Annotated in this window: 21 protein-coding genes; 7 read left to right on the top strand and 14 right to left on the bottom strand. The window is 56.5% G+C overall.

Features of this window, described 5'->3' with window-relative positions:
• The first annotated feature begins 2 nt into the window (after positions 1 to 2).
• Positions 3 to 1,058, top strand: a complete 1,056-nt coding sequence (locus IB237_RS17315; RefSeq protein ID WP_192489952.1) for a Gfo/Idh/MocA family protein — start codon at positions 3 to 5, stop codon at positions 1,056 to 1,058.
• A gap of 94 nt (positions 1,059 to 1,152) precedes the next feature.
• Here the strand turns inward: IB237_RS17315 and IB237_RS17310 are convergent, their stop codons facing one another.
• The gene (locus IB237_RS17310) at positions 1,153 to 1,584 is read right to left on the bottom strand and encodes an OsmC family protein (RefSeq protein ID WP_192489951.1); all 432 of its coding nucleotides are present in this window, start codon (positions 1,582 to 1,584) and stop codon (positions 1,153 to 1,155) included.
• 1,200 nt (positions 1,585 to 2,784) lie between these two features.
• Here IB237_RS17310 and IB237_RS17305 point away from each other — a divergent pair.
• Positions 2,785 to 2,898 (top strand): hypothetical protein, encoded by a 114-nt coding sequence (locus IB237_RS17305; protein WP_246788043.1) that lies wholly within the window; start codon positions 2,785 to 2,787, stop codon positions 2,896 to 2,898.
• Positions 2,899 to 2,913: 15 nt separating this feature from the next.
• Here IB237_RS17305 and IB237_RS17300 read toward each other — a convergent pair whose 3' ends face one another.
• A complete protein-coding gene (locus IB237_RS17300) occupies positions 2,914 to 3,813 on the bottom strand; it encodes a LysR family transcriptional regulator (RefSeq protein ID WP_192489950.1) in 900 nt (299 codons plus the stop codon).
• A 131-nt stretch (positions 3,814 to 3,944) separates the two neighbouring features.
• Between IB237_RS17300 and IB237_RS17295 the strand changes: the two genes are divergently transcribed.
• The 4 genes from IB237_RS17295 (at position 3,945) to IB237_RS17280 (ending at position 6,790) form a co-directional block, all read left to right on the top strand.
• Positions 3,945 to 4,424, top strand: coding sequence for a carboxymuconolactone decarboxylase family protein (locus IB237_RS17295; protein WP_192489949.1), 480 nt, complete (start codon positions 3,945 to 3,947; stop codon positions 4,422 to 4,424).
• 66 nt (positions 4,425 to 4,490) lie between these two features.
• Positions 4,491 to 5,243, top strand: coding sequence for an SDR family oxidoreductase (locus tag IB237_RS17290; protein ID WP_192489948.1), 753 nt, complete (start codon positions 4,491 to 4,493; stop codon positions 5,241 to 5,243).
• Between the two features lie 33 nt (positions 5,244 to 5,276).
• Positions 5,277 to 5,699, top strand: coding sequence for a cupin domain-containing protein (locus IB237_RS17285; protein ID WP_192489947.1), 423 nt, complete (start codon positions 5,277 to 5,279; stop codon positions 5,697 to 5,699).
• Between the two features lie 74 nt (positions 5,700 to 5,773).
• Positions 5,774 to 6,790: a mechanosensitive ion channel family protein gene (locus IB237_RS17280; protein ID WP_192489946.1), complete on the top strand. Its 1,017-nt coding sequence runs from the start codon at positions 5,774 to 5,776 to the stop codon at positions 6,788 to 6,790.
• Here IB237_RS17280 and IB237_RS17275 read toward each other — a convergent pair.
• The 9 genes from IB237_RS17275 to IB237_RS17235 form a co-directional block, all read right to left on the bottom strand.
• Complete coding sequence (locus tag IB237_RS17275) at positions 6,773 to 7,261, bottom strand: Rrf2 family transcriptional regulator (protein ID WP_192489945.1); 489 nt, start codon at positions 7,259 to 7,261, stop codon at positions 6,773 to 6,775. The two genes, IB237_RS17280 and IB237_RS17275, sit on opposite strands and share 18 nt — an antisense overlap.
• 410 nt (positions 7,262 to 7,671) lie before the next feature.
• Positions 7,672 to 10,416, bottom strand: coding sequence for a TonB-dependent receptor (locus tag IB237_RS17270; RefSeq protein ID WP_246788041.1), 2,745 nt, complete (start codon positions 10,414 to 10,416; stop codon positions 7,672 to 7,674).
• 119 nt (positions 10,417 to 10,535) lie between these two features.
• A complete protein-coding gene (locus tag IB237_RS17265; RefSeq protein ID WP_246788094.1) occupies positions 10,536 to 11,393 on the bottom strand; it encodes a FecR family protein in 858 nt (285 codons plus the stop codon).
• A 203-nt stretch (positions 11,394 to 11,596) separates the two neighbouring features.
• Positions 11,597 to 12,115: an RNA polymerase sigma factor gene (locus tag IB237_RS17260; RefSeq protein ID WP_192489943.1), complete on the bottom strand. Its 519-nt coding sequence runs from the start codon at positions 12,113 to 12,115 to the stop codon at positions 11,597 to 11,599.
• 619 nt (positions 12,116 to 12,734) lie between these two features.
• Entirely contained in the window at positions 12,735 to 13,205 is a 471-nt protein-coding gene (locus IB237_RS17255) for a nuclear transport factor 2 family protein (RefSeq protein WP_192489942.1), read from the bottom strand.
• Between the two features lie 104 nt (positions 13,206 to 13,309).
• Entirely contained in the window at positions 13,310 to 13,636 is a 327-nt protein-coding gene (locus IB237_RS17250) for a nuclear transport factor 2 family protein (RefSeq protein ID WP_192489941.1), read from the bottom strand.
• 13 nt (positions 13,637 to 13,649) lie between these two features.
• Complete coding sequence (locus tag IB237_RS17245) at positions 13,650 to 14,633, bottom strand: trans-acting enoyl reductase family protein (RefSeq protein WP_192489940.1); 984 nt, start codon at positions 14,631 to 14,633, stop codon at positions 13,650 to 13,652.
• Between the two features lie 82 nt (positions 14,634 to 14,715).
• A complete protein-coding gene (locus IB237_RS17240; protein ID WP_246788039.1) occupies positions 14,716 to 15,030 on the bottom strand; it encodes a VOC family protein in 315 nt (104 codons plus the stop codon).
• 15 nt (positions 15,031 to 15,045) lie between these two features.
• The gene (locus tag IB237_RS17235; RefSeq protein ID WP_192489939.1) at positions 15,046 to 15,789 is read right to left on the bottom strand and encodes an SDR family NAD(P)-dependent oxidoreductase; all 744 of its coding nucleotides are present in this window, start codon (positions 15,787 to 15,789) and stop codon (positions 15,046 to 15,048) included.
• Positions 15,790 to 15,925: 136 nt separating this feature from the next.
• Between IB237_RS17235 and IB237_RS17230 the strand changes: the two genes are divergently transcribed.
• On the top strand, positions 15,926 to 16,798 hold the full coding sequence (locus IB237_RS17230; protein ID WP_192489938.1) for an AraC family transcriptional regulator: 873 nt from the start codon (positions 15,926 to 15,928) through the stop codon (positions 16,796 to 16,798).
• Between the two features lie 153 nt (positions 16,799 to 16,951).
• Here the strand turns inward: IB237_RS17230 and IB237_RS17225 are convergent, their stop codons facing one another.
• The 3 genes from IB237_RS17225 to IB237_RS17215 all read right to left on the bottom strand — a co-directional run.
• A complete protein-coding gene (locus IB237_RS17225) occupies positions 16,952 to 17,722 on the bottom strand; it encodes a LysR substrate-binding domain-containing protein (protein ID WP_210324009.1) in 771 nt (256 codons plus the stop codon).
• 5 nt (positions 17,723 to 17,727) lie between these two features.
• Complete coding sequence (locus tag IB237_RS17220) at positions 17,728 to 19,395, bottom strand: ABC transporter ATP-binding protein (RefSeq protein WP_192489937.1); 1,668 nt, start codon at positions 19,393 to 19,395, stop codon at positions 17,728 to 17,730.
• 113 nt (positions 19,396 to 19,508) lie between these two features.
• A partial coding sequence (locus IB237_RS17215; protein WP_192489936.1) for an ABC transporter ATP-binding protein occupies positions 19,509 to 20,202 on the bottom strand: 694 nt, incomplete at its 5' end.

Raw genomic sequence — 20,202 nt, 5'->3', positions numbered from 1 at the left:
TTATGAAGCTTCTTATTCTTGGAACCGGTGGAATGGCGAACAGCCATGTCATGCATTTCTCGCAGATCTCAGGAGTGGAATTGATTGCGGCGGTCGATGTTGATGACGTCGTCGTTCGCGCCTTTGCCGTGCGCCATAATATTCCACTCACCTTCACATCGCTCGACGACGCGTTGGCCTGGGGTGAATTTGACGCAGCGGCAAACGTCACACCGGATGCAATCCATCACCCCACGACGTTGAAGCTGCTCGCTGCTGGTAAACATGTGTTTTGCGAAAAGCCGCTGGCGGAAACCTACGAAAAGGCCGCGGAAATGGCGGACGCTGCCGAAACAGCGGGGCTTATCGGGATGGTCAATTTGACCTACCGCGACGTCGCGCCGCTTCAGGCGGCACGGCAGATGGTGATGGAAGGCCGGATCGGTAAGCTAAGGCACCTCGAAGCTTCCTATCTTCAGAGCTGGCTTGTATCCAAAGCCTGGGGTGATTGGATGACGGAGAGCAAATGGTTGTGGCGTCTTTCCACCAAACATGGCTCTAACGGTGTACTCGGTGACGTCGGCATCCACATTCTCGATTTCGCATCGTACGGAGCAGGCAGCGACGTGGAGCGAATTTTCACGCGCTTGAAGACCTTCGATAAATATGAGGGCAACAGAATAGACGCCTACGATCTGGATGCCAATGACAGCTTCACCATGACGGCTGAATTTGAAAATGGAGCCATGGGTGTAATCCACGCAACACGCTGGGCAACCGGTCACCTAAATGAACTGCGTCTTCGTCTTCACGGTGACGAGGGTGCCCTGGAAGTCATTCACACTCCCGATTACTCCACGCTCCGCGGTTGTTTGGGCGACGATGTGGACAAGGCCATCTGGAGAGACCTCCAAGTAGAGCCCGTACCCACCAACTACGAAAAGTTTGCGGCAATCGTCATGGACGGAGGGATGGCGGACCCTACGTTTCGTCACGCCGCGAATCTCCAAAAAATACTTGATCTGTCAATCGTGACTGACCGGGAGCGACGTGAACTTAGCGTTACCCGTAGCGAGTGAAAATTAACCCGTTCAATCGGGATTATCCAAAACCGCCAGTGAAGAGTGTGGAAGCTGGCTTCATACCGGCTTCCACTGTCAAAAAGGAGATTGGTTATGACAGAGACACTTCCAGAGTGATTGGCACTGCAGACAGAGCCTTCGAAACCGGGCAGCCCTCCTTTGCCTTGTTCGCGATTTCGCTGAATGCGGCGAAATCGGCACCTGGAACAGAACCGCGGAGCGTCAAGGCGATTGCGGTGATCGCAAACCCGTCACCGGCCTTGTCAAGGGTGACCACGGCCGTAGTATCGAGGTCGGTCGCAGTATATCCAGCTTCTCCAAGCATTTTGGAGAGGGCCATCGTGAAACAAGCTGCGTGAGCTGCACCGATCAACTCTTCAGGGTTCGTTCCCTTGACACCTTCAAAGCGCGTGTTGAACCCGTAAGGATGCGAACTAAGAGCGCCGCTCTCTGTCGATATTTCGCCCTTTCCGTCCTTGATGCCGCCCTTCCAGTGAGCCGAACCGTTCTTTTGTATTGCCATAATAATGTTCTCCTTAGGTTTGATGAATTAGCCAACGCCGAGTGGCGGGCAGGCAGGTTTGTAATCGTCGGCAGGTCCCTAAATCATCCTATGCTTTGCGCTACTATATTGGTGACGATGCAGAAATTAAGAAAAGCCTCAGCTATCAAAAATGACGTGCTGCTAGGTAACCGCACGCACTGGCTACGCCAGTCAGCATTGTCCCACAAATGAGGTCAACAATACTCATCAACACGGGCCAATCAGAGTTCCAGCATAAGCAAGGCTAATTAGTTTCATTCATTGACCTCCTGACCGGTCGTTTTAGCTACAAGAGAACACAACAGCGTCGGACTTGTTCCGGCTTCGTGGCGTCAACTCGCTCAGAGCCTTCAAGCTGGAACGTACGTTGCGGTACTACTGGCAACGTCACCACGTGAGCACACGCCTCGAATGGATTTGAAACAGCAGTTCCAGAACCAATTGATGAGTGGTCAATAATGAAAATGCCAACTGATTACTGTCCCGGGCGTACCGATTGAGACCGACGAACCGCGATGGGCAAAAAGTGAATGTGACACACAGATAGGTGGCATCCGTCGTCGTATGGCTAACGAGTAGTTTAATCCGATCAGCTCATTTGGTCGGCTTTGGGCTCTTTCACTTACCTGTCGCGCCAAGCTGGCCCTCACGTCACGGCAGGGTCTGTTCCGCGTTTGTGTGCACGTCTTGTTCTCGCTTTTGCGGCATGTCTGGCATGTCTCAGTTCTCCCATCATTGGCTGCCACCATCCACGAAGACGCTCATATTCGCCCGGCTCGGATTTGGTCGTCCACGGGCTGACGAGTTCTTCGAGCGTGGCGAGCCTCCGCGCTGCCCAGACGTAATCTTCGACCGTACGGGGTAATGTTCAGTGATCTCCGCTGGATCAACAAGCTCTCCTGTCACTTGCATGACGACTCCGATGCCGTAGCTCGGTGTTGAGACCGGCCGCTCGATTGGTGGGAGGGAGTTCACGCTTGGTACTGCCAAACGACGTATGCGTCGCTCCCTCGCCCGCCGCTTGGCTTTTGCTTCCTCCTCAGTGCCTTTGCGTGCTTCGGCCCGTTCTCGGCGTTCACCAGGCTCGGCTTTTGGGCGGCGTCCTCGATTGTTTCCCACCAACGTTGCAGATCATCGTAGGATGCGAAGGCAGCAAGGCTGCGTCGTAGCAATGAGTCATTGTCACAGATCGCTCAATCCTTCGGTTACAACTCAGACAGTGCCTTTGCCGCCACATTCCGGCGCGTTGTTGGACAGTCTCCTGCGCGCTACTGCAGCCTGCACCGAGACTAGGCGGACGCTTAGCTGTCACGGACCCATCAGCGCATCGGAGCGCACCGCTTCAATGATAAAATCAAGCACTGTCCGTACACGAAGGGGAAGGTGCCTGCGCGACGCGTAGACGACATTAATTGGCAGACGCGCTGGCGGAAAATCAGGCATGAGATTGACCAGCCTTCCGGCAGCGATATCTGGGCTGGAGAGAATATGTGAAAGCACAGCTAGTCCGCCACCAGAAAGTGTGGCGCGATGCGCCGCGGTCGCATTGTCGAAAATCAACCGCGGAGCCACTTTGACTTGCACCAAGTCAGCACCATTCAAAAATGTCCAAAGCCGTCCCTCTCCTCCGCGACTGTAACAGATGATGTTGTGCCCAAGGATCTCGTCGGGCGTCACGGGCGCAGCGTGTGCGGAAAGATATTCGGGCGTCGCGACCAGATAGGCAGTCGTCCAGCCGATCCTCCTGCAGATCAAACGATTATCGGTAATTTCACCGAGCCGGACTTCTAGGTCGATCCCGTCTCCTATCAAATCGGACGCCTCTTCTCGGAAGGTCATTTCGATCGTCAAAGCCGGATATGCATCAAGGAAGGCTGGAAGTTGCTTACTGAGATAGAGGCCGAGTGGCGCCGGGAGACAGACCTTCACCTTGCCAGAAGGAAGCATTCCCTCGGGAGGCCCTGTTTCGCCAAGCGCTTCAACCGCCTCGATTGCCCTCAGCGCCATCGGCAACATCTGCTCCCCTTCGACTGTAAGCGATAGCGCATTGGTACTCCGATGTAACAAACGCATGCTGAAATGCGCTTCGAGCGATGACACCTGACGCGAGACGGCTGGCTGCGTCACCCCGAGGTCCAGAGCCGCGGCGGAAAAAGAACCTGTTTCCACGACCCGCACAAACGTTTTCAAAGCACAAATCACGTCCATCGCCCGTCCCCTCATACTTCTGAGCATAAGCGTTATGCGTTCAGCTTAAGCAGCTTTTGATTGCACGTCCAGTGATTACGGATATTTTATATCCATAAGGATATTATGAGTCCTTAATAACGGAGATAACTATGTCACAGCGCCTGAACTACGCCGCCCAGTCCCCGGAATTTTTCAAGAAGATCTCTGAGCTCAGCATGTCGTTGAAGGATAGCGCGATCGAGCAGCCAATCCGCAATCTCGTCAATATTCGTGCCTCGCAACTCAATGGCTGCGCTTTCTGCGTCGACATGCATATCAAAGAAGCCAAGATCAGTGGCGAGCGTGAACTGCGGTTACATCACGTAGCAATCTGGCGCGAATCCACCCTATTCGCTCCACGCGAGCGCGCAGCACTTGCCTGGACAGAAGCGCTTACAGAATTGCCCGCGGGCGGCATCCCGGATGAACTCTACGAGCGGGTTCGTGGTCAGCTTTCGGAGAAAGAAGTATCCGACCTGACCTTCTCGATCATGACGATCAATGCGTGGAACCGCATCAGCATTGCTTTCAAGTCGGTGCCAGGTTCTGCCGACAAGCTCTATGGTCTCGAGAAGTCCGGCCTGAACTGAGCGGCTGGCGAACGGCTCCCCCAACAACGAACAAAAACGTCAGCGCGTCTGACAAAGGAAAATATCATGAAAATCGTTATCATCGGCGGGACCGGACTGATTGGTTCGAAAACCACCGAACGCCTGAGAGCGAAGGGTCACGAGGTCATCGCCGCGTCCCCTAACACCGGTATCAATACGATCACTGGCGAAGGTTTGGCAGAGGCACTGATCGGCGCCGAAGTCGTGTTGGACCTCGCCAACTCACCATCGTTTGAAGACGGGGCTGTCCTTGAGTTCTTCGAAACGTCTGGCCGCAATCTGCTCGCAGCCGAAAGAACAGCGGGTGTCAAACATCATGTTGCCCTGTCGGTTGTCGGAACCGAACGCCTCCAGGAAAGCGGCTATTTCCGCGCCAAATTGGTTCAGGAAAAGCTGATCAAAGACGCTGGCATTCCCTATACGATTGTCCATTCAACCCAGTTCATGGAGTTTCTGGCGGGCATCGCACAATCAAGCATGCTGGGTGGAAAAGTTCATCTTTCACCCGCTTTCGTCCAACCGATCGCTTCGGACGATGTCGCCGATGCCATGGCCGACGTCGCCTTGGCCGCTCCGGTCAATGGTGTGGTCGAAATCGCTGGGCCAGAGCGTTTTCATCTTCACGAGCTTGTCGCGCGCTATCTGCAAGCGAAAGCTGATGGCCGCGAAGTCGTCCCAGACCCTGAGGCGCGGTACTTCGGCGCACGGTTGGACGATGGATCGCTGGTCAGCGACGCCAACCCGCGCCTCGGCGCAATTGATTTCGACACGTGGTTCGCCACGGCACCACGCAAGTAACCACCGAGCGAATTCCTAGAAAGGATAAATCCAATGGTAAGACACGGCATCGCGGTTTTCGCCAGTGTGATCTTCTCCACCTGCACCGCTTCCGCCCACGACACCAAGACTGGGCCGGCATCGAATGTCACGGTGGTGTATGAGCACCAACTGCCCAACGTTCCCGGCAAGAGCATTAAGGGTGTGCTGGTCGAGTACGGCCCAGGTGGCTTTTCGGAGGCTCATACCCATCCGCAGTCGGCATTTATTTATGCCACCGTACTCGAGGGCTCGATCCTCAGCCAGGTTAACGATGGCCCGGTCAAGGAATACAAAGCTGGCGAAAACTTTTCGGAATTACCGGGTGACCGTCACGGGGTCAGCAAGAATGGCAGTGACTCCAAACCTGCAAAGCTACTAGCGGTGTTTGTGGTCGATAATGACCAAGAGGATTTGGTCTTCCCGATTAACAAATAAATTCTCAAGGGCGAGATGTCGCTACATCTGGCCTTTTCTTCTGTTATTTCTTTAGTTAATCGGAGCGTCGCGCCATGTCCAGTCACTTTGGATTTTTCGCATTCGCGGTGGTGAATGCACTCGGCGTGATCGGCATCATCATCTGGCTCCTCCAAGGTCGGAAGAGACCGACTGCTCGGTTGATTGTCCAGATCCTTTTTTTTCTGTCGATGACCACCGTACTTGTTTGCGCCGGCATACTCCCATACCGGGTCGCCGCAAGCGAACTCCCGGGTGCGCAAGCTTATCTCGCGACATCGGCACGGGTTTTCTGGTGGGTACATTTTGCTTGGGCAGCGATCGGCATTGTCAGGCTCTACATCGTCCTCGACCGTCGGCCACAAGAAGCGCGGCTGATTCAGGATCTGATTATCGCTGGCGTGTATGTCGGGGTAACCTTATCAATTATCGGCTTCGTTTTCGGAGCACCGATCGGCACACTCGTTGCAACGTCCGGAGTGGTGGCGATCATAGTTGGGCTTGCATTGCAAAACACGCTAAGTGACGTATTTTCCGGGATCGCGCTGACACTGGGCAAGCCGTTTTCGATCGGAGACTGGATTAATCTTGCCGATGGCACGGAAGGACGCGTGGTCCAGAACGATTGGCGCTCCACACAGATCCTGACACCTGCTCACAATATCGTCGTTTTGCCAAATAGCACACTTGCCAAAATCGGGCTTACCAATCTCACTCGCCCCGACGAAACACACCTGATTGTGTTGCCGATGAGGATTTCTGCCGACCGCAAGCCTTCAGAAATCGAGGATGCTCTTATATCCGTTTTGCAGACATGCCGATGCATCGTTCAGGATCCAAAGCCGGTCGTAGCGCTGAAGGGCATTGATGCTGTCGCACTCGATATTGAGCTTCAGTTCCGTGTAACGAGCCCGGCCAAGCGAACGCCGGCGCGCAATGAGGTCATCAATGCTGTTCACCAGCAACTAGCACGTTCAGGAATGTCATTTGCAATGCCTTCGCACAGTTTCCTCGTGTCTGCCGCGACGATATCGGGAAATACCGTCGCGCGATCTTCAACCCGCGCGCTTTAGCACCCATTCAAACGTTCCTGCCCATATTGCCGGATCAACCTCCTTCTCCAGCGTTCTGCCGAGATCCGCAAACGTCGCCCTACGCAGCGCGGCACGCCAGGCTTCGTCCGCCTCCCACATGATACGGGCGATCGCGCACGGGCCACTCTCGCAGAAGTCCTTCGGACGGCAGGGATTGTTGGCGCGAATGTTTTGGCAGACAAAGGTGCGGCCACTGCCCTCCACTGCTTCGACAACGTCGAGAAACGTCAGTTCTCCGGCAGGCTTGGCAAGCCGATATCCACCTGATGGCCCCAGCGTCGTATGGACGAGACCTGCTTGAGACAGACTTTGCAGTGCTTTAGAGAGATACTCCTTTGGCAACCCATGCAGTTCAGCAAGCGCCTTTGTTGAGAGATATCTCCCCTCTGGCAAACCCGACAGGATGGCGCAGCAGTGTAGCGCCCACTCAACTTGGCTTTTGAGGATCATGAAAGCAATTCCGGTAACGCCAAAGGGCGGCAATTAAGGATATATAATATCCCTATTGCGGCAAACTGTAAATGGCGTCCAACGCCATTTTAGCTTTAGCAGACGTCCCGCTCGGCATTGATTCCGACCTGTGTCCGAAAGGTCGAATTGATGTGTAGTCAATAATGTCGCTGATCACGACGACGAAGCGATCAGCACCGCACATTTCGAGCGCTTCAGGTCCACAATCCGTGCATCGAAGACAGTCGCGACAATTTTCAATTGTCGCGTTGATGATGTCCGAAGCGGTGTGTGGATCATTTCAGCCGCGTCGAGCGAGCAAGAGTTGTCAAAAGTACCAGATTAATTGATCGAACTTTGTCTTTTGCCAATGATCGCGCGACCGCTTGCTCGCCCGATCATGTTGAAGGTCAAAACTTCGCGGTAAGAGACACATAGAAAGTTCGACCCGGCCCGGGCTGTGTCACAAGTGATAGGGGATCGACGTAAAATTTGTCGAACAGATTCTCAATGCGGCCGGTAGCGGTCAGGCTGTCGGTTATCTTGTACTCTGCGAACACGTCGACCAGCGTGTAAGGCTCCCATTTCACCAGCGAGATAAAGCTGCTGGCGCCAGCGACGGTGGTCTCGCCATGACCGATCGCGCGTGGGCCGGTATAGTTCACGCGCCCACCGATCGTCAGAGCATCGTCGAAGAGTTTTTGCGATAGCGTCAGGTCTACAGAATATTCAGGCGGAACTTGATTGGTCGCGTAGTCCGCATAAAGCGAGGAGTTACCGCAACTGTCTGCGGTACGGCAATACTCGACGTCGAGGTAGTAGTTTGCTGCGAGTTCGGCAGTAAAGCCACCGAGTTCGTAGCGGCTGGACAATTCTATTCCGCTGAAATTGGCCTCATGCATATTGAAAAGACGCATGGTTTGTACATTCAAGCCATTTGTCGGAATGGTCGCAAATTCGCGTGCGATGTAATCACTGACGCTCCAGTTGAAGTATCCCAGCTTCAGCATGCCGCGGTCGCCCGCCGCGAACAAATCGTCCCTGACGAAGTTTGAGCCGATTTCCCAGTTGCTGGAACGTTCGGGCTTCAGTGTGGGATTAAAGACGGTGCTGAATCCTGTCAGCGATTCCATTATACTCGGCGACCGCATCGTATCCGAGTAATTCACGTATAATTGGGTTCCTTTGATCGGCTCGACTGTTACACCGAACGAAGGGCTAAAACCGCCACCATCGAGCTTTTGGCCATAGGTGGCAGGGTCGTAGTTATTGGGGCTTGCCTGTGCGCTGCGATCCTCGGCCCAGTAACGCTGGTAACGCAGCCCGGAATTGATCGTCAGCCAATCTAGGGCGTGCCAGGATGCTTTTCCATAGATACTTGCTTCACGCCGGTCACCGTCGCGCAGCCCGGCGCCTTCGAGCATACGCGTATATGCGCTTGGCGTGGTGTCCTCGTCCTTGTAGGAAAGGCCATAGTTCAGGCTAAACAAGCCATAGGATGTATCCAGTTTAGACGTATTTGACACGTCGCCACCCCACATCGTCGTGTCGGAGCCAACACGAAAATCGTCCGGGAGACCATATCCTGAAGGCGGGGGATTGAGCCAGTTTCTGAGGCGAATGGGATTGCGCTGCTCCAGCTTGCTGATCCAGAGGTTCGACTTTACGTCGAATAGGTCGCTGTCGTCCGGGTTCCACCGGTATTGAGCGGTGCCTGTATTCAGCCTGATGCCCGTCGTCTGAGCTTGTTGGGTCGGCTGGCTGTATTCTGAACCAAGCGTCGATGCCAGAAGATCGCCAGCCTCGCTGCGGTAGCCATTGTAACCTAGCTTCACGCTGTGCCCGTCGCCGAAGCGGACAGTACCTTTGGCGATATAGGATTCCGTCCGTAGTTGCGTGTTGAGCACTTCCTCACCTGCCCGGTAAGCTGCGATACCCTGGTTTTCGAGGTAGTCGCGGTAAAGCAGGTACTCGGGGCAATCGCCGTTAGAATAGCAAAACTGGCGCGGACCCGTGCTCACGATATTGGCGGAAGGACCATGCCTGCCCGCAAAATAGTTGCCACGCTCGCGGTAGGCGTAACCAGCGAGCAGGTCGACATTCTCAGTGTTCATGGCGCCCACGACGCTGGCCGAGCCCTGCGTTGGTTTAAGGAAAGCCGGGCGGTCCAACCCGTCCGGGGAGCCCGTGGCCGAACCGTATCCACTGCTCGGATCGTTCGTGCTACCAAGCGGGTTGCTGATCAAGTAGCCGCCCTTGTTACCGCGCTCCGGCGACGTCGTGTTGGTGCCGGAACCGCCTTTGATGCGCAGGCCGAACTGTTTCCCATCCTTGACGATATCAGACGCGTCCAGTGTGCGGATTGCGACAGTACCCGCAACTCCCGAGGAAGCTGCGTCGGAACCTTTGGTGATGTCGATGCCAGCAATCAGATCGGGATCTACGAATGTGCGGTTGGAAATGCCTTGGTAGCCCTGGTAAACCGAAATCTGGTTCTCGGCATCATCTACTTTAACCGTAACGCGCCCCATGCCCTGCATGCCGCGTATGTTGGGATCGATTGAACCTGCACTGTTGCGTGCACCCGCCGAGATAACACCTGGTGTGCCGCGGAATATGTCGCCTGGCGTAGAGCCACGAAAGCGCTCGATGTCCTCTTCCGAAATGTAGTCGGTTGCGGCCGCTGTTCGATAAGGATCGTAAACCGCGTTTCCGCGACCACCCTCAACATTGATTGTGTCCAGCACCAAGGAGCCGTCTGTCGCAATAGCGGAGCTCTCATGTGCTGCCGCGACACGATCTGTAATGACGACGTTGGTGGCATCGGCGAATGAATAGCCCAGGCCCGATCCCTCTAGGATGCGTGCCAGCGCCTGCTCGCGTGTCGCCGCCCCCTGGACACCAGGCGAGGACTTGCCTGCGGCAAGGGATGCGTCATAGGAGATTTGCGTTCCGGACTGGCTGCCGAAGGCTGCCAGCGCGCTGGAAAGCGACCCTGCTGGAATTTTGAAATTCGTCTGCGATGAAGATTGTGCGAACGCTTCTGCGCGCACCAGTGCGATACTGGCCGGCAGTGCAGTCGTCGCCAGTAAAACCGTGACCATTGCCTTACGGCTGACTGCACCAAAAATGAATGTCCGAGATTTGTGGCCCATATCCAAACAACTCCGCTTCGCAATTGGGAGAGCTGGCATTCCTGATCGCTTTGTAATGCAGCCCCTTATATTGCTTTACGAATGGGACACCGGAATTTTCTGTTTTTTCCTGAAGTTTTTTAGACGGTGTAGATCACGGTCACCACGGAGCCGATTCCACGCACTTTCGCCCCGAAAGGCCTCGCTACCGCCTCAAGCGCCCTGACAGGATCGCTGAGGTCGAACACGCCGCTGACCACCCGCGAACCAAGGGAGGGATCGGCTATGAAGACTTGGCCTGGAATCCAGCGCGAAATCTTGGCAACCATCGCTGCAACAGTCTCTTGATCTGCGACGATCCGGCCGCTGCGCCAGGCCCCGAACTCAGACGCCTCGCGCGTACCGCGCACCACCTGACCGGCCGCAGGATCGAAGGTGATCCAGTTGCCGGCAACCATTCGCTCGCCCTCGCTCAAGTTCGTATCCGGCGCGAGCGTTTTTACCTCACCATGTTCGACTGAAACGGAGATAAACCCTGCGTCGCTCGAAACATCAAATTGGGTCCCGAGCGCCGTCGCGGTCACCGAGCTGGAGCGCACGGAGAACGGTCGCAAGGCGTCGCTAGCCACTGCAAAATTCGCCATACCTGCCAAAAGCTCCACCCCGCGGTGCGTATCCGAGTAGGCAAGTGCGACTGCGCTTTCGGGGCCGAGTGTCATGATCGTGCCATCGGACAAGTCGATACGCCGAATTTCGGCAGTTTCGGTGAGATGGTCGGCACGCATGCGTGTAAGTACGTCAGGCAGCACCATGGAGCCGGCTCCCATAGCCCCTAATCCGACCGCGCCACCAATCATGAAACTGCGTCGCGACAACCGTCCGCCGCTCTGTGCCCTGCGCTCTTCGGCCAAAATTTTGCCTGTCATCCCGTGGATCTCGGCAACGCGCGCCCAGACTGCAGCATGTGCAGGACTACGTGACGCCCACACGCGCACCATCCGCACCGGAACCGGATTGGCCGGATCGTTCTGAAGGCGAATAGCTAGGTCGGTCGCCTCCCTGAACAAGCGACGATCCTCAGTTTGGCCAGCCATCAATTCCCTGCCTGCGCTTTCTCGTCGGTAGCGGAGCTGTAAACGCACGTTCCGCATCTATCATTACGAATGAAGCGCGGAGTTTTTTTGTTTTTTCGGATAAAATCTTATCTGCTAACCGTCAAGCGGGCGTCGATATGTTCGTAGGCCGTGCGGATAAGCGTCCAGGTGCGCGACACCGACAGGTCGAGCTCGGCCGCCACTGCCGCGATCGTCATATCGTCCATGCGGTGCAGTTCGAACGCCTTGCGGGTGCGTGCTGGTAGTTCCGCGAGTGCCGCCTGTGTCAACGCCAGTCGCTGCCTGTCGTAAACGATTGTTTCCGGGGACGGCGAAGGATCAACGATTGTTGCTAAGTCGTCTGGCGTAAGGTCAACATATGTCACAAGCCGCTGGCGCCGTTGATGGTCGATTCCCAGATTGCGGGCGACGCGGAATAAGTAACCTGCGGGGTTAGGGCTGGCTCCTTGCTCGGCCGGTGGGGAGGATAAAACGCGGACAAACGTATCCTGGGTAAGATCAGCGGCGGCTTCCTCGTTGATCCCACGACGGCGAAGCGACTGCGAAATGTCGCGAGCGTGTCTAATGAAAAGGTTCTCGAAATCCCATATCCGTCGCTTACCCATCCGCATAGCTCAGCCAGAAAACTCAATAATCATAAATGTTGACTATTGCAGGCAAGTTTTTTTGGCAAGCGCAATGTGAAATTCCGGAAGCGATGAAACCACAAATAATCGCGATTAGTCTCTCGGCCACAGACCCGCTCACCGTGGTGGCATGACGGAAAGGTGGCTGCGAAACCGGACGAGATAATCGATGGCTCAGGACGTTGGGACGTTAACCTGAAAGTTGACAATGAAAAAACGTCCTGTCTGCACACTCAATAAATGCGCTAGGTTTAGGGCGCATGTGTCATCCATCGATTGACACGTTTAATTGCAGGACGGTTGCTCAGCGAAAGGCACATCGAAGAGTCATATAACCGACGATACGTCGTTCCTATGATTGCAATGTGGTACGACTAGGGAAGAAGAGACCCATCGGCAGTACGGCCGAGTGCAAAAGGTCGTCCTGCTTAAACCCAAGCTGGCATGCATCTTGCGCTTGATGATTGAGTAGTCAATAATCTTGAGCCCATTTGCCCGTTCGCCAGAAGCGGTCATCGCGCTACCCTGCCGCAATCAGCGTCTAGGCGATGGAGATAGTTTGTCGACCCCCGTTCTCTTCGAGCACAGGTAGTAAGAGCTAGATGCCAGCGAGAACTCCGATGTCGCCGGAGCGCCAGATATTGTCGACCGTGTTGCGGGTGATGACCCAGATGTCGCCGTTCCTCTTCAACTCGACATCGTAGCGGTTCTTCATAAGATAATGACGCGAGGGATCGCTGCGGGGAAGGTGCTGCGCCTCGACCAAAACATCCATACGTGCGGTGTCGCCATCGATCGTCACCCGCGGATTGCTGACGGAATGCGTGGTATCCAGGGAGGAAAGCGATGTCGTCAGCGCCGAGACTATGACATCCCTGCCCTCGTTGACCGGATAGTCGAAGCCGGCCTTGGCAGCAGCCGGCCGGAAGTCGGAGATGGCATTCTCCGCCAGCGAGGAGGCAAGCAGATTATTGTCGCGGAGATCGATACCTGCAGCGAAGCGATAGACAGCCTCGACGACGGCTAGTCTGTCTGCTGCGTCCCGTGTGAACGATGGCGATGTGGTCATGGACGTGCTCCTTCTTGTGCCGGTGGCCTGCGGAATGCAGACCGTCGTCGGCATCGGCGCGCTGGGCGCCGATGTTTCTGGTTCGATAGGACTGGTGAGATCTGCTATTCGAGATCGGCGTCTATGCGCTCGATCAGGCCGGTGGCATTGTTTGCGATCTTCAGGATACCGATCTCGTGACCGAAATCGCCTGTGAAATCGAGCCGGACATCCGAATGGACGCTGTCCAGTTTTTCGATGGACAGCAGTTTGCTCACGGTGTTGTATCCGACGAAGAACCGCTCAAGGTATCGGCGGACACCATCGCGACCGACGAAGGCATCGCCTACCGAAACATCGTCGATCACGGCGTCGGCTGCGAACAGGGACAGTGCCCCTTCGACGTCGAAGGCATTGGCGGCCGCGATGAAGGACTGGACGAGCTTCTCCATGGTGAAGGGTCCCTCAGACATCGTTAATCGAGGTGTCGGCGATGGTCTGTGCGAAACCGGCGCCGAACAGGGCCGCGGGTGTCTGGAAGCCTGGGCGGACTTCGCCGCCTAAGGCGCGCCGGCCGGCCTCGGCTGCCGCCATGGCCGTGAACGTGTAGCCGTTGACTGTATCGAGTAAGGAATGTGTAACCTTGCCATCCGCGCCCGTGACTTCGACGGATGCCTGGCAGCGGTTTGCCAACCTCTCGTCTTCACTCGGTCCATCAGGGAGTGTCGAAAGGTTACCCTGAGGAAAACCGTCGCCGGTAACATGCAAGAAGGTCTCGACATCGGGAACGCCCGTTGCCCGCCAGATGGTGATGAGGTCGGGCAGCGTCACCGGGAAGCAGTCGACCGCACCCTTGCCGAAATCGAATTTCCGAAATCCGTCGGCGGCAATGGCGACAAGATCTCCGTTCACCCGCGCCAGGGTCTCGACGGTGACGTTCTCCATGGCGCTGATCGCCGAACCGCGTGACAGCCCGCCCGCCACATGCAGCGCGATGCTGATCTTGCGAGGGTCGTTCACACGCGACACCGCATGTGCCGCGAGGCTACCAAGCATGGCGACACTTCCGCCACCGCCCGGCATGAGCATGACACCTGCAGCCTTCGCGTCGTCGTCCAAAGTCTCGGCCAGGCGATAGCTGTCGAGTTCGGCGGCGGTGTCGAGATAGTGCACACCGTTGCGGATAGACGTCGTCACCAGGGCGTTGGCCGTGCGCATAAACGGACCGGCGCAGTTCAGGAGGACGGAGATGCCGACCAGACCGGCATCGATCGCTGCATCATCGTCGAGACCAAAGACGCGGTATTCGACGCCGAGTTCCGCGGAAAGCGTCGAGAGGCTTGCTGCGTTTCGGCCGGCGAGAACGAAGGGCGTGCCTGCCGCCTTCGCATGCGCCGCTGCCATGCGGCCGGTATAGCCCGTCGCGCCGTTGATCATCAGTTTTATCATGTCAGTGCTGCCATTCCTTGAAGACAAATTCGAGACTGTAGCTGTCCGGATCATTGACCTGGGCGGCGTAATAATGCGGGTCTTAGTGGAGCTGTGCTCCCGGCGGATGGATTTCCGAGGCGCCTGCCGTCATGGCGGCGGCGAAGGCTGCGTCGACCTGGGAAGTGCTCTCTGCGATAAAACCGACATGGGCTGCGCGGCCTTCGACCACACCTTCGCGGAGCCAGAAGAATACCCGGCCGTTCGCGCCGAACCCTTTCAAATCGGGATGACCGGGAGGGCCGTCCTTTCCCTCGTAATCAGGGGCATGAACGATGCCGAGTGGGGCCAGTGTCGCCTCGTAGAAGGCGATCGAGCGATCGATGTCGTTGACGGAAATGAAGATATGGTCAAGCATATAGCTCTCCTTCGTTCAGATGATGTAGCCGCCCGCGACCTCGATGTTCTGGGCGTTGATCCAGCGGTTCTCGCAGGACAGTAGGCTGGCGACGACGCCACTGATCTCTTCCGGCTCACCGACGCGGCCAAGTGCCGTCTGACCTGCCAGCATCGTCTCGAACTCGTCGTTCAGGCCGCCGCCAAGTTCGGTGCGGATTGCGCCGGGCGCGATCGAGTTCGCCCGGATTCTCCGCTCGCCGAACTCCTTGGCCATGTAGCGGGTCAGGACTTCCAGACCACCCTTGAAGGAGGCATAGGGCGCGACGCCTGAAGTCGCCACGCGCGTCGTTGCACTGGTGATGTTGATGATCTGGCCGCCGTCAGTCATCAGCGGCAGCAGGATCTGGCTCAGGAAGAACGGCCCCTTGAGATGGACATTGAAGAGCTCATCGAACTGTTCTTCCGTCACAGTCGCGATCGGGTTGAAGAGGCCGTATCCGGCATTGTTGACGAGATAATCGAAATCGCCCCGGCCGAAGACAGACCGCAGGTCCGAGACAACTGCATCACGAAACGCCGGGAACGTGCCGGTGTCGCCGACATCGAGTTTTAGGGCAACGGCCTTACCGCCATTTCCGATGATTGCCTTCACGACATCATCCGCTTTTTTGGGGTTGCTGTTGTAGGTTACGACCACACCCATTCCTTTGCGGGCGCATTCGATGGCTGTGCTGGCTCCGAGACCCCGGCTCCCCCCAGTGACGATGACGATCTTCATGGCTGTTTCCTTGTCCGTTTGGTGTGGCCTGAAGGTACGTCGGCGCCGTCTGGCCCGCTCACCTATTCCTCTCTGAAGCTTGCCTATTTCTGCTTTCCCCTTGCAAAGGCCCTCCCGAACTGTCACGGTCTGCACCATGGAAAAGCAACTTCAGGAACTGCGCGTTCTGGCCTCGACTGCGGAAAGCCGCCGAACGGAAACGGGAATTCCCCGTGTTGCGATGGTTCAGGGTGAGATACCGGAGCATCGACTTTCGGCCGTCTACGAGCCGATGATCAACCTGATCCTGGCTGGTTCGAAGACGATGACGGTGGGCGAACGGACATTCGCCTACGACCCTGCGACGTATTTCGTGATGTCGGTCGACCTTCCGGCGGTGGGATCGGTTCATCCTTCTGTGGCGGGGGAACCCTATCTCGCGGTCAGCCTGACACTCCACCCGCCTACGGTCGCCGCTCTCATCAGCGATCTGCCCGTGCAGGTTTGCAGCAAGCTGTTCGGCTCTGGCTTTTCCGTCGCGCCGGTCAATGACGAGTTCCTTGACGCCTGGGTGCGTATGCTCCGGTTGACGGACCGTCCGGACGAAGTCGCCGTGCTTGCACCTGCTTACGAGCGTGAGATCCTGTTCAGGGTGCTACAGGGCCCGCTGGGCTGGATGCTGCGGGACATTGCCGCGCCCGATGCGGCGATGTCGCGGATCAGCGTTGCGATCCAATGGATTCGGGAAAACTTTGCCAAGCCACTGAGGGTTGAGGTTCTCGCGGAGATGGCAGCTCTGAGCGTCTCGGCCTTCCATAGACACTTCAAGGCAATCACGGCGCTCAGCCCGATCCAATATCAGAAGCAGGTCCGCCTGCTGCACGCGCGCAGGCTTTTGATGGCTGGAGAAGGAACGGCAACGTCGGTAGCCTTCGGTGTCGGGTATGAAAGCCCGAACCAGTTCAGCCGAGAATATGCAAGACAGTTTGGGCTACCACCCTCGAAGGATGTCGTGCGTCTTCGAGGCTGATCTGTGTGACGGACACCTAGGCCGGGATGCTTTCATCCAACGATGGCTTAGGGCCGAAAACGGCTATCGCGAAATGTAAGCTCTTGATGGGATGTGGACTCACGACCCTGTTATCGCAACTCGGCGGCGCAGGCTGGTGGAAAATGCCCGCTTTCAAGGTGTTCGGTTTGGCGATCGTACTTCCTTAAGAAGCCAGTTCGCAAACACCTGTATTGGCCCATCACTCAATCGGATTGCCTCAGGCAGGACGAGGCAGAAAGTCTTGGAAATTGACATGCCATCGGGCCAAGGCGCGATCAGGCGACCTTCTGCCAACTCTGTCTCGATGTAAAGGCGCGGCACCAATGCAACGCCGAGACCGGTCAAAGCGGCTTCGATTTGCATCGAGTGAAGATCGTAACGAGCACCAACCGCAGGATTGGTCAGGGCGATCCCGGTTTCCTGCGCATAGTGTTGCCAGGCATCCGGGTTCTGGCGCCGATGGAGGCGCGGCAACTCGTCCAGAGATACCGCGCCTTCTCCTCCGCGGAGAAGCGCCGGATGGCAGACCGGAACCAGCATCTCATGCAGCAAGCGGTGCGTCCGCATTCCCGTCCAGGCAGGATGCTCAAAATGGATGGCAGCGTCGAACCCGCTGCCGGTGAGAACGAATGGCTCCATCCGTTCCGCAAGATGCAGGGTGATATTCGGATGCCGCTCCTGGAACGACTTCAGACGCGGGATGAGCCAACGCGTGGCGAATGTCGGCAGGATTGCGATGTCGAGGCTCGCGCCGTCGCTCGGCTGCCCCATCAGATATTGACTGTCACGCTCCAGCCGGTCGAGTGTCTCGCGAACCTGAACCGCATAACGCTCTCCATTCGGCAAAAGCCGGACGCGATTGCCAACCCTTTCAAACAGCGTGACGCCGAGGAAGGCTTCCAACCGGCCTATCTGCCGACTGACTGTTCGGCGATCTGACCGTCCTCAACCACGGCGATACGGTCGGCATTGGTGATCGTCGCCAGACGGTGGGCTATCACCAATGTGGTTCTGCCTTGCGACAACTCGGCCAGTGATTGCTGGATGGCGCGCTCTGTTTCTGTGTCGAGCGCCGAGGTCGCTTCATCAAGGATCAGGATCGGTGGGTTTTTCAGGAAAATCCGGGCGATGGCCAGTCGCTGTTTCTGACCGCCGGACAGTTTTACGCCGCGCTCACCAATGACGGTGTCGAGGCCGGAAGGAAGCGACGCGATAACCCCATCCAGTCTTGCGCGCCGCGCTGCCTCGGTAATTTCCTCCTCGGTGGCATCGAGACGACCATAGGCAATGTTTTCACGGATGGTACCAGCGAACAGAAACACGTCCTGCTGCACAATGCCGATGTTGGAGCGCAACGATCTGATTGTCATGTCACGGATATCAATACCGTCAACAGTTATGCCACCGCTCGTCACCTCGTAAAAGCGCGGCAGCAACGAGCAGATCGTCGTTTTGCCAGCCCCGGATGGGCCGACAAAGGCAATCGTCTCGCCTGCTTTTACAGAAAGGTTCAGCGCCTTCAGCACGGGGTTGCCCGAACTGTAGCCAAAACTGACGTCCCTATAATCTATGTTGCCTTTCAACCGTGCGACATTTACGGCGCTTTCGCAGTCTGCAATGTCCGCCTTGGTATCCAGAAATGACACGTAGCGCTGAAAACCGGCGATACCGCGCGGGTAGGTCTCGATGATCGAATTGATCTGGTCGATTGGTCGAAAGAATATCCCGACCAGCAGAAGGAAACCGACGAAACCGCCGGCGCTCAATTCGCCGCGCACTACGAACCATGCGCCTGCCACCATGACGACGACCTGAACGAAACGCATGGAAAGATAGGATAGTGACATGGATGCCGCCATCGTCCTGTAGAATTCCAGCTTGGTGGTCAGGTAGTTACGGTTGTTTTGCGCGAACAATGCCCGCTCATGATCCTCGTTGGTGAAGGCCTGCACCACGCGGATACCACCGACATTTTCCTCGATACGTGCATTAAACTCGCCGATCCTGCCAAAAAGCGCATGCGAGTTGGCCATCATGCGCTTGCCGTAAAGCGTCGTGACAACGGCAGTGACCGGAACGATGACCGCTGTAATCAGCGCCAGCGGCACATGCACCCACGTCATCAGCAGGAAAGCGCCGATCAACGTCATGAGCGCAATGAACAGGTCTTCGGGGCCGTGATGGGCAACTTCGCCAATTTCTTCGAGGTCCTTTGTCAGCCTGGCCACCAGATGCCCGGTCTTCTGGTTGTCGAAGAAGCCGAATGAGAGTTTTTGAAGGTGATCGAAGGCTTTCCGCCGCATCTCAGTCTCGATCCTGAGACCGAGCATATGGCCCCAGTAAGTCACGATGACCTTAAGGCCAGCATTGACGAGATAGATGACCAGCAAACCGACTGCGGCAAGGGCGATCATGCCAAACTGGTTGGTTGGCAAAAGACGGTCGATGAACAGTGTGACTGCGATGGGAAAGGCAAGTTCCAGAAGACCTGCGGCAAACGCACTCGAAAAATCAAGCGCAAACAGGCCACGATGCGGACTGTAATAGCCGGCAAAGCGTTTCAAAAGGTCTTTCACGGGGAACCCTCCCTACAGAGATATCTCTCACAAACTATGACGAACGGGATGGCCTGTTCCGGTAAAAAACATGAATGCCAATCTCGGTTTTACGCAGCTCCTACTATTGAAACCTAATCGGAGCGGAGATGCCGGCGGCTGTGTGGCACGATCATTGGTGTGTTGGTTATTGGATCGGGAATGACCACAGCTGGCATATCGAAGACATGCTCAACCAGCTCTGACGTGACAATGTCCGCCGGTTTTCCCTTGGCGACGATGCCGCCGTCCTTCATGGCGATGAGATGGGATGCATAGCGGCAGGCGTGGTTGAGATCATGCAGCACAGCGATGATGGTGCGGCCCTGATCATTGAGATCGGCCAGAAGATCGAGCAGCTCGATCTGATGGGCGATGTCGAGGAAGGTGGTGGGTTCATCAAGCAGCAGGATCGGGGTTTGCTGCGCCAGCACCATGGCCACCCAGACCCGCTGGCGCTGACCGCCCGACAGTTCGTCCACCATCCGTCCGGACAGATCCGTGACGCGCGTTGCCTCCATCGCTGCGAGAACGGCCTCCTCATCCGCCTTCGACCATTGCCGCAGGAATGACTGATGCGGATATCGACCGCGGGCAACAAGATCAGCCACGGTGATACCTTCAGGTGCAATGGAGGACTGCGGCAACAGACCCAGCCGCTTTGCGGTTTCCTTAGCGGGAATGTCGGTTATGTTTTTGCCGTCGAGGATCACCTGACCGGAGGAAGGTGACAGCAGCCGCGACAGGGCACGCAGCAGCGTGGACTTGCCACAGGCATTCGGCCCGACA

The organism is Agrobacterium sp. AGB01, from assembly GCF_014851585.1.
Lineage (GTDB): Bacteria > Pseudomonadota > Alphaproteobacteria > Rhizobiales > Rhizobiaceae > Agrobacterium.
The sequence above is the reverse complement of the archived record's forward strand: the minus strand, read 5'-3'. Positions and strand labels throughout refer to the sequence as shown.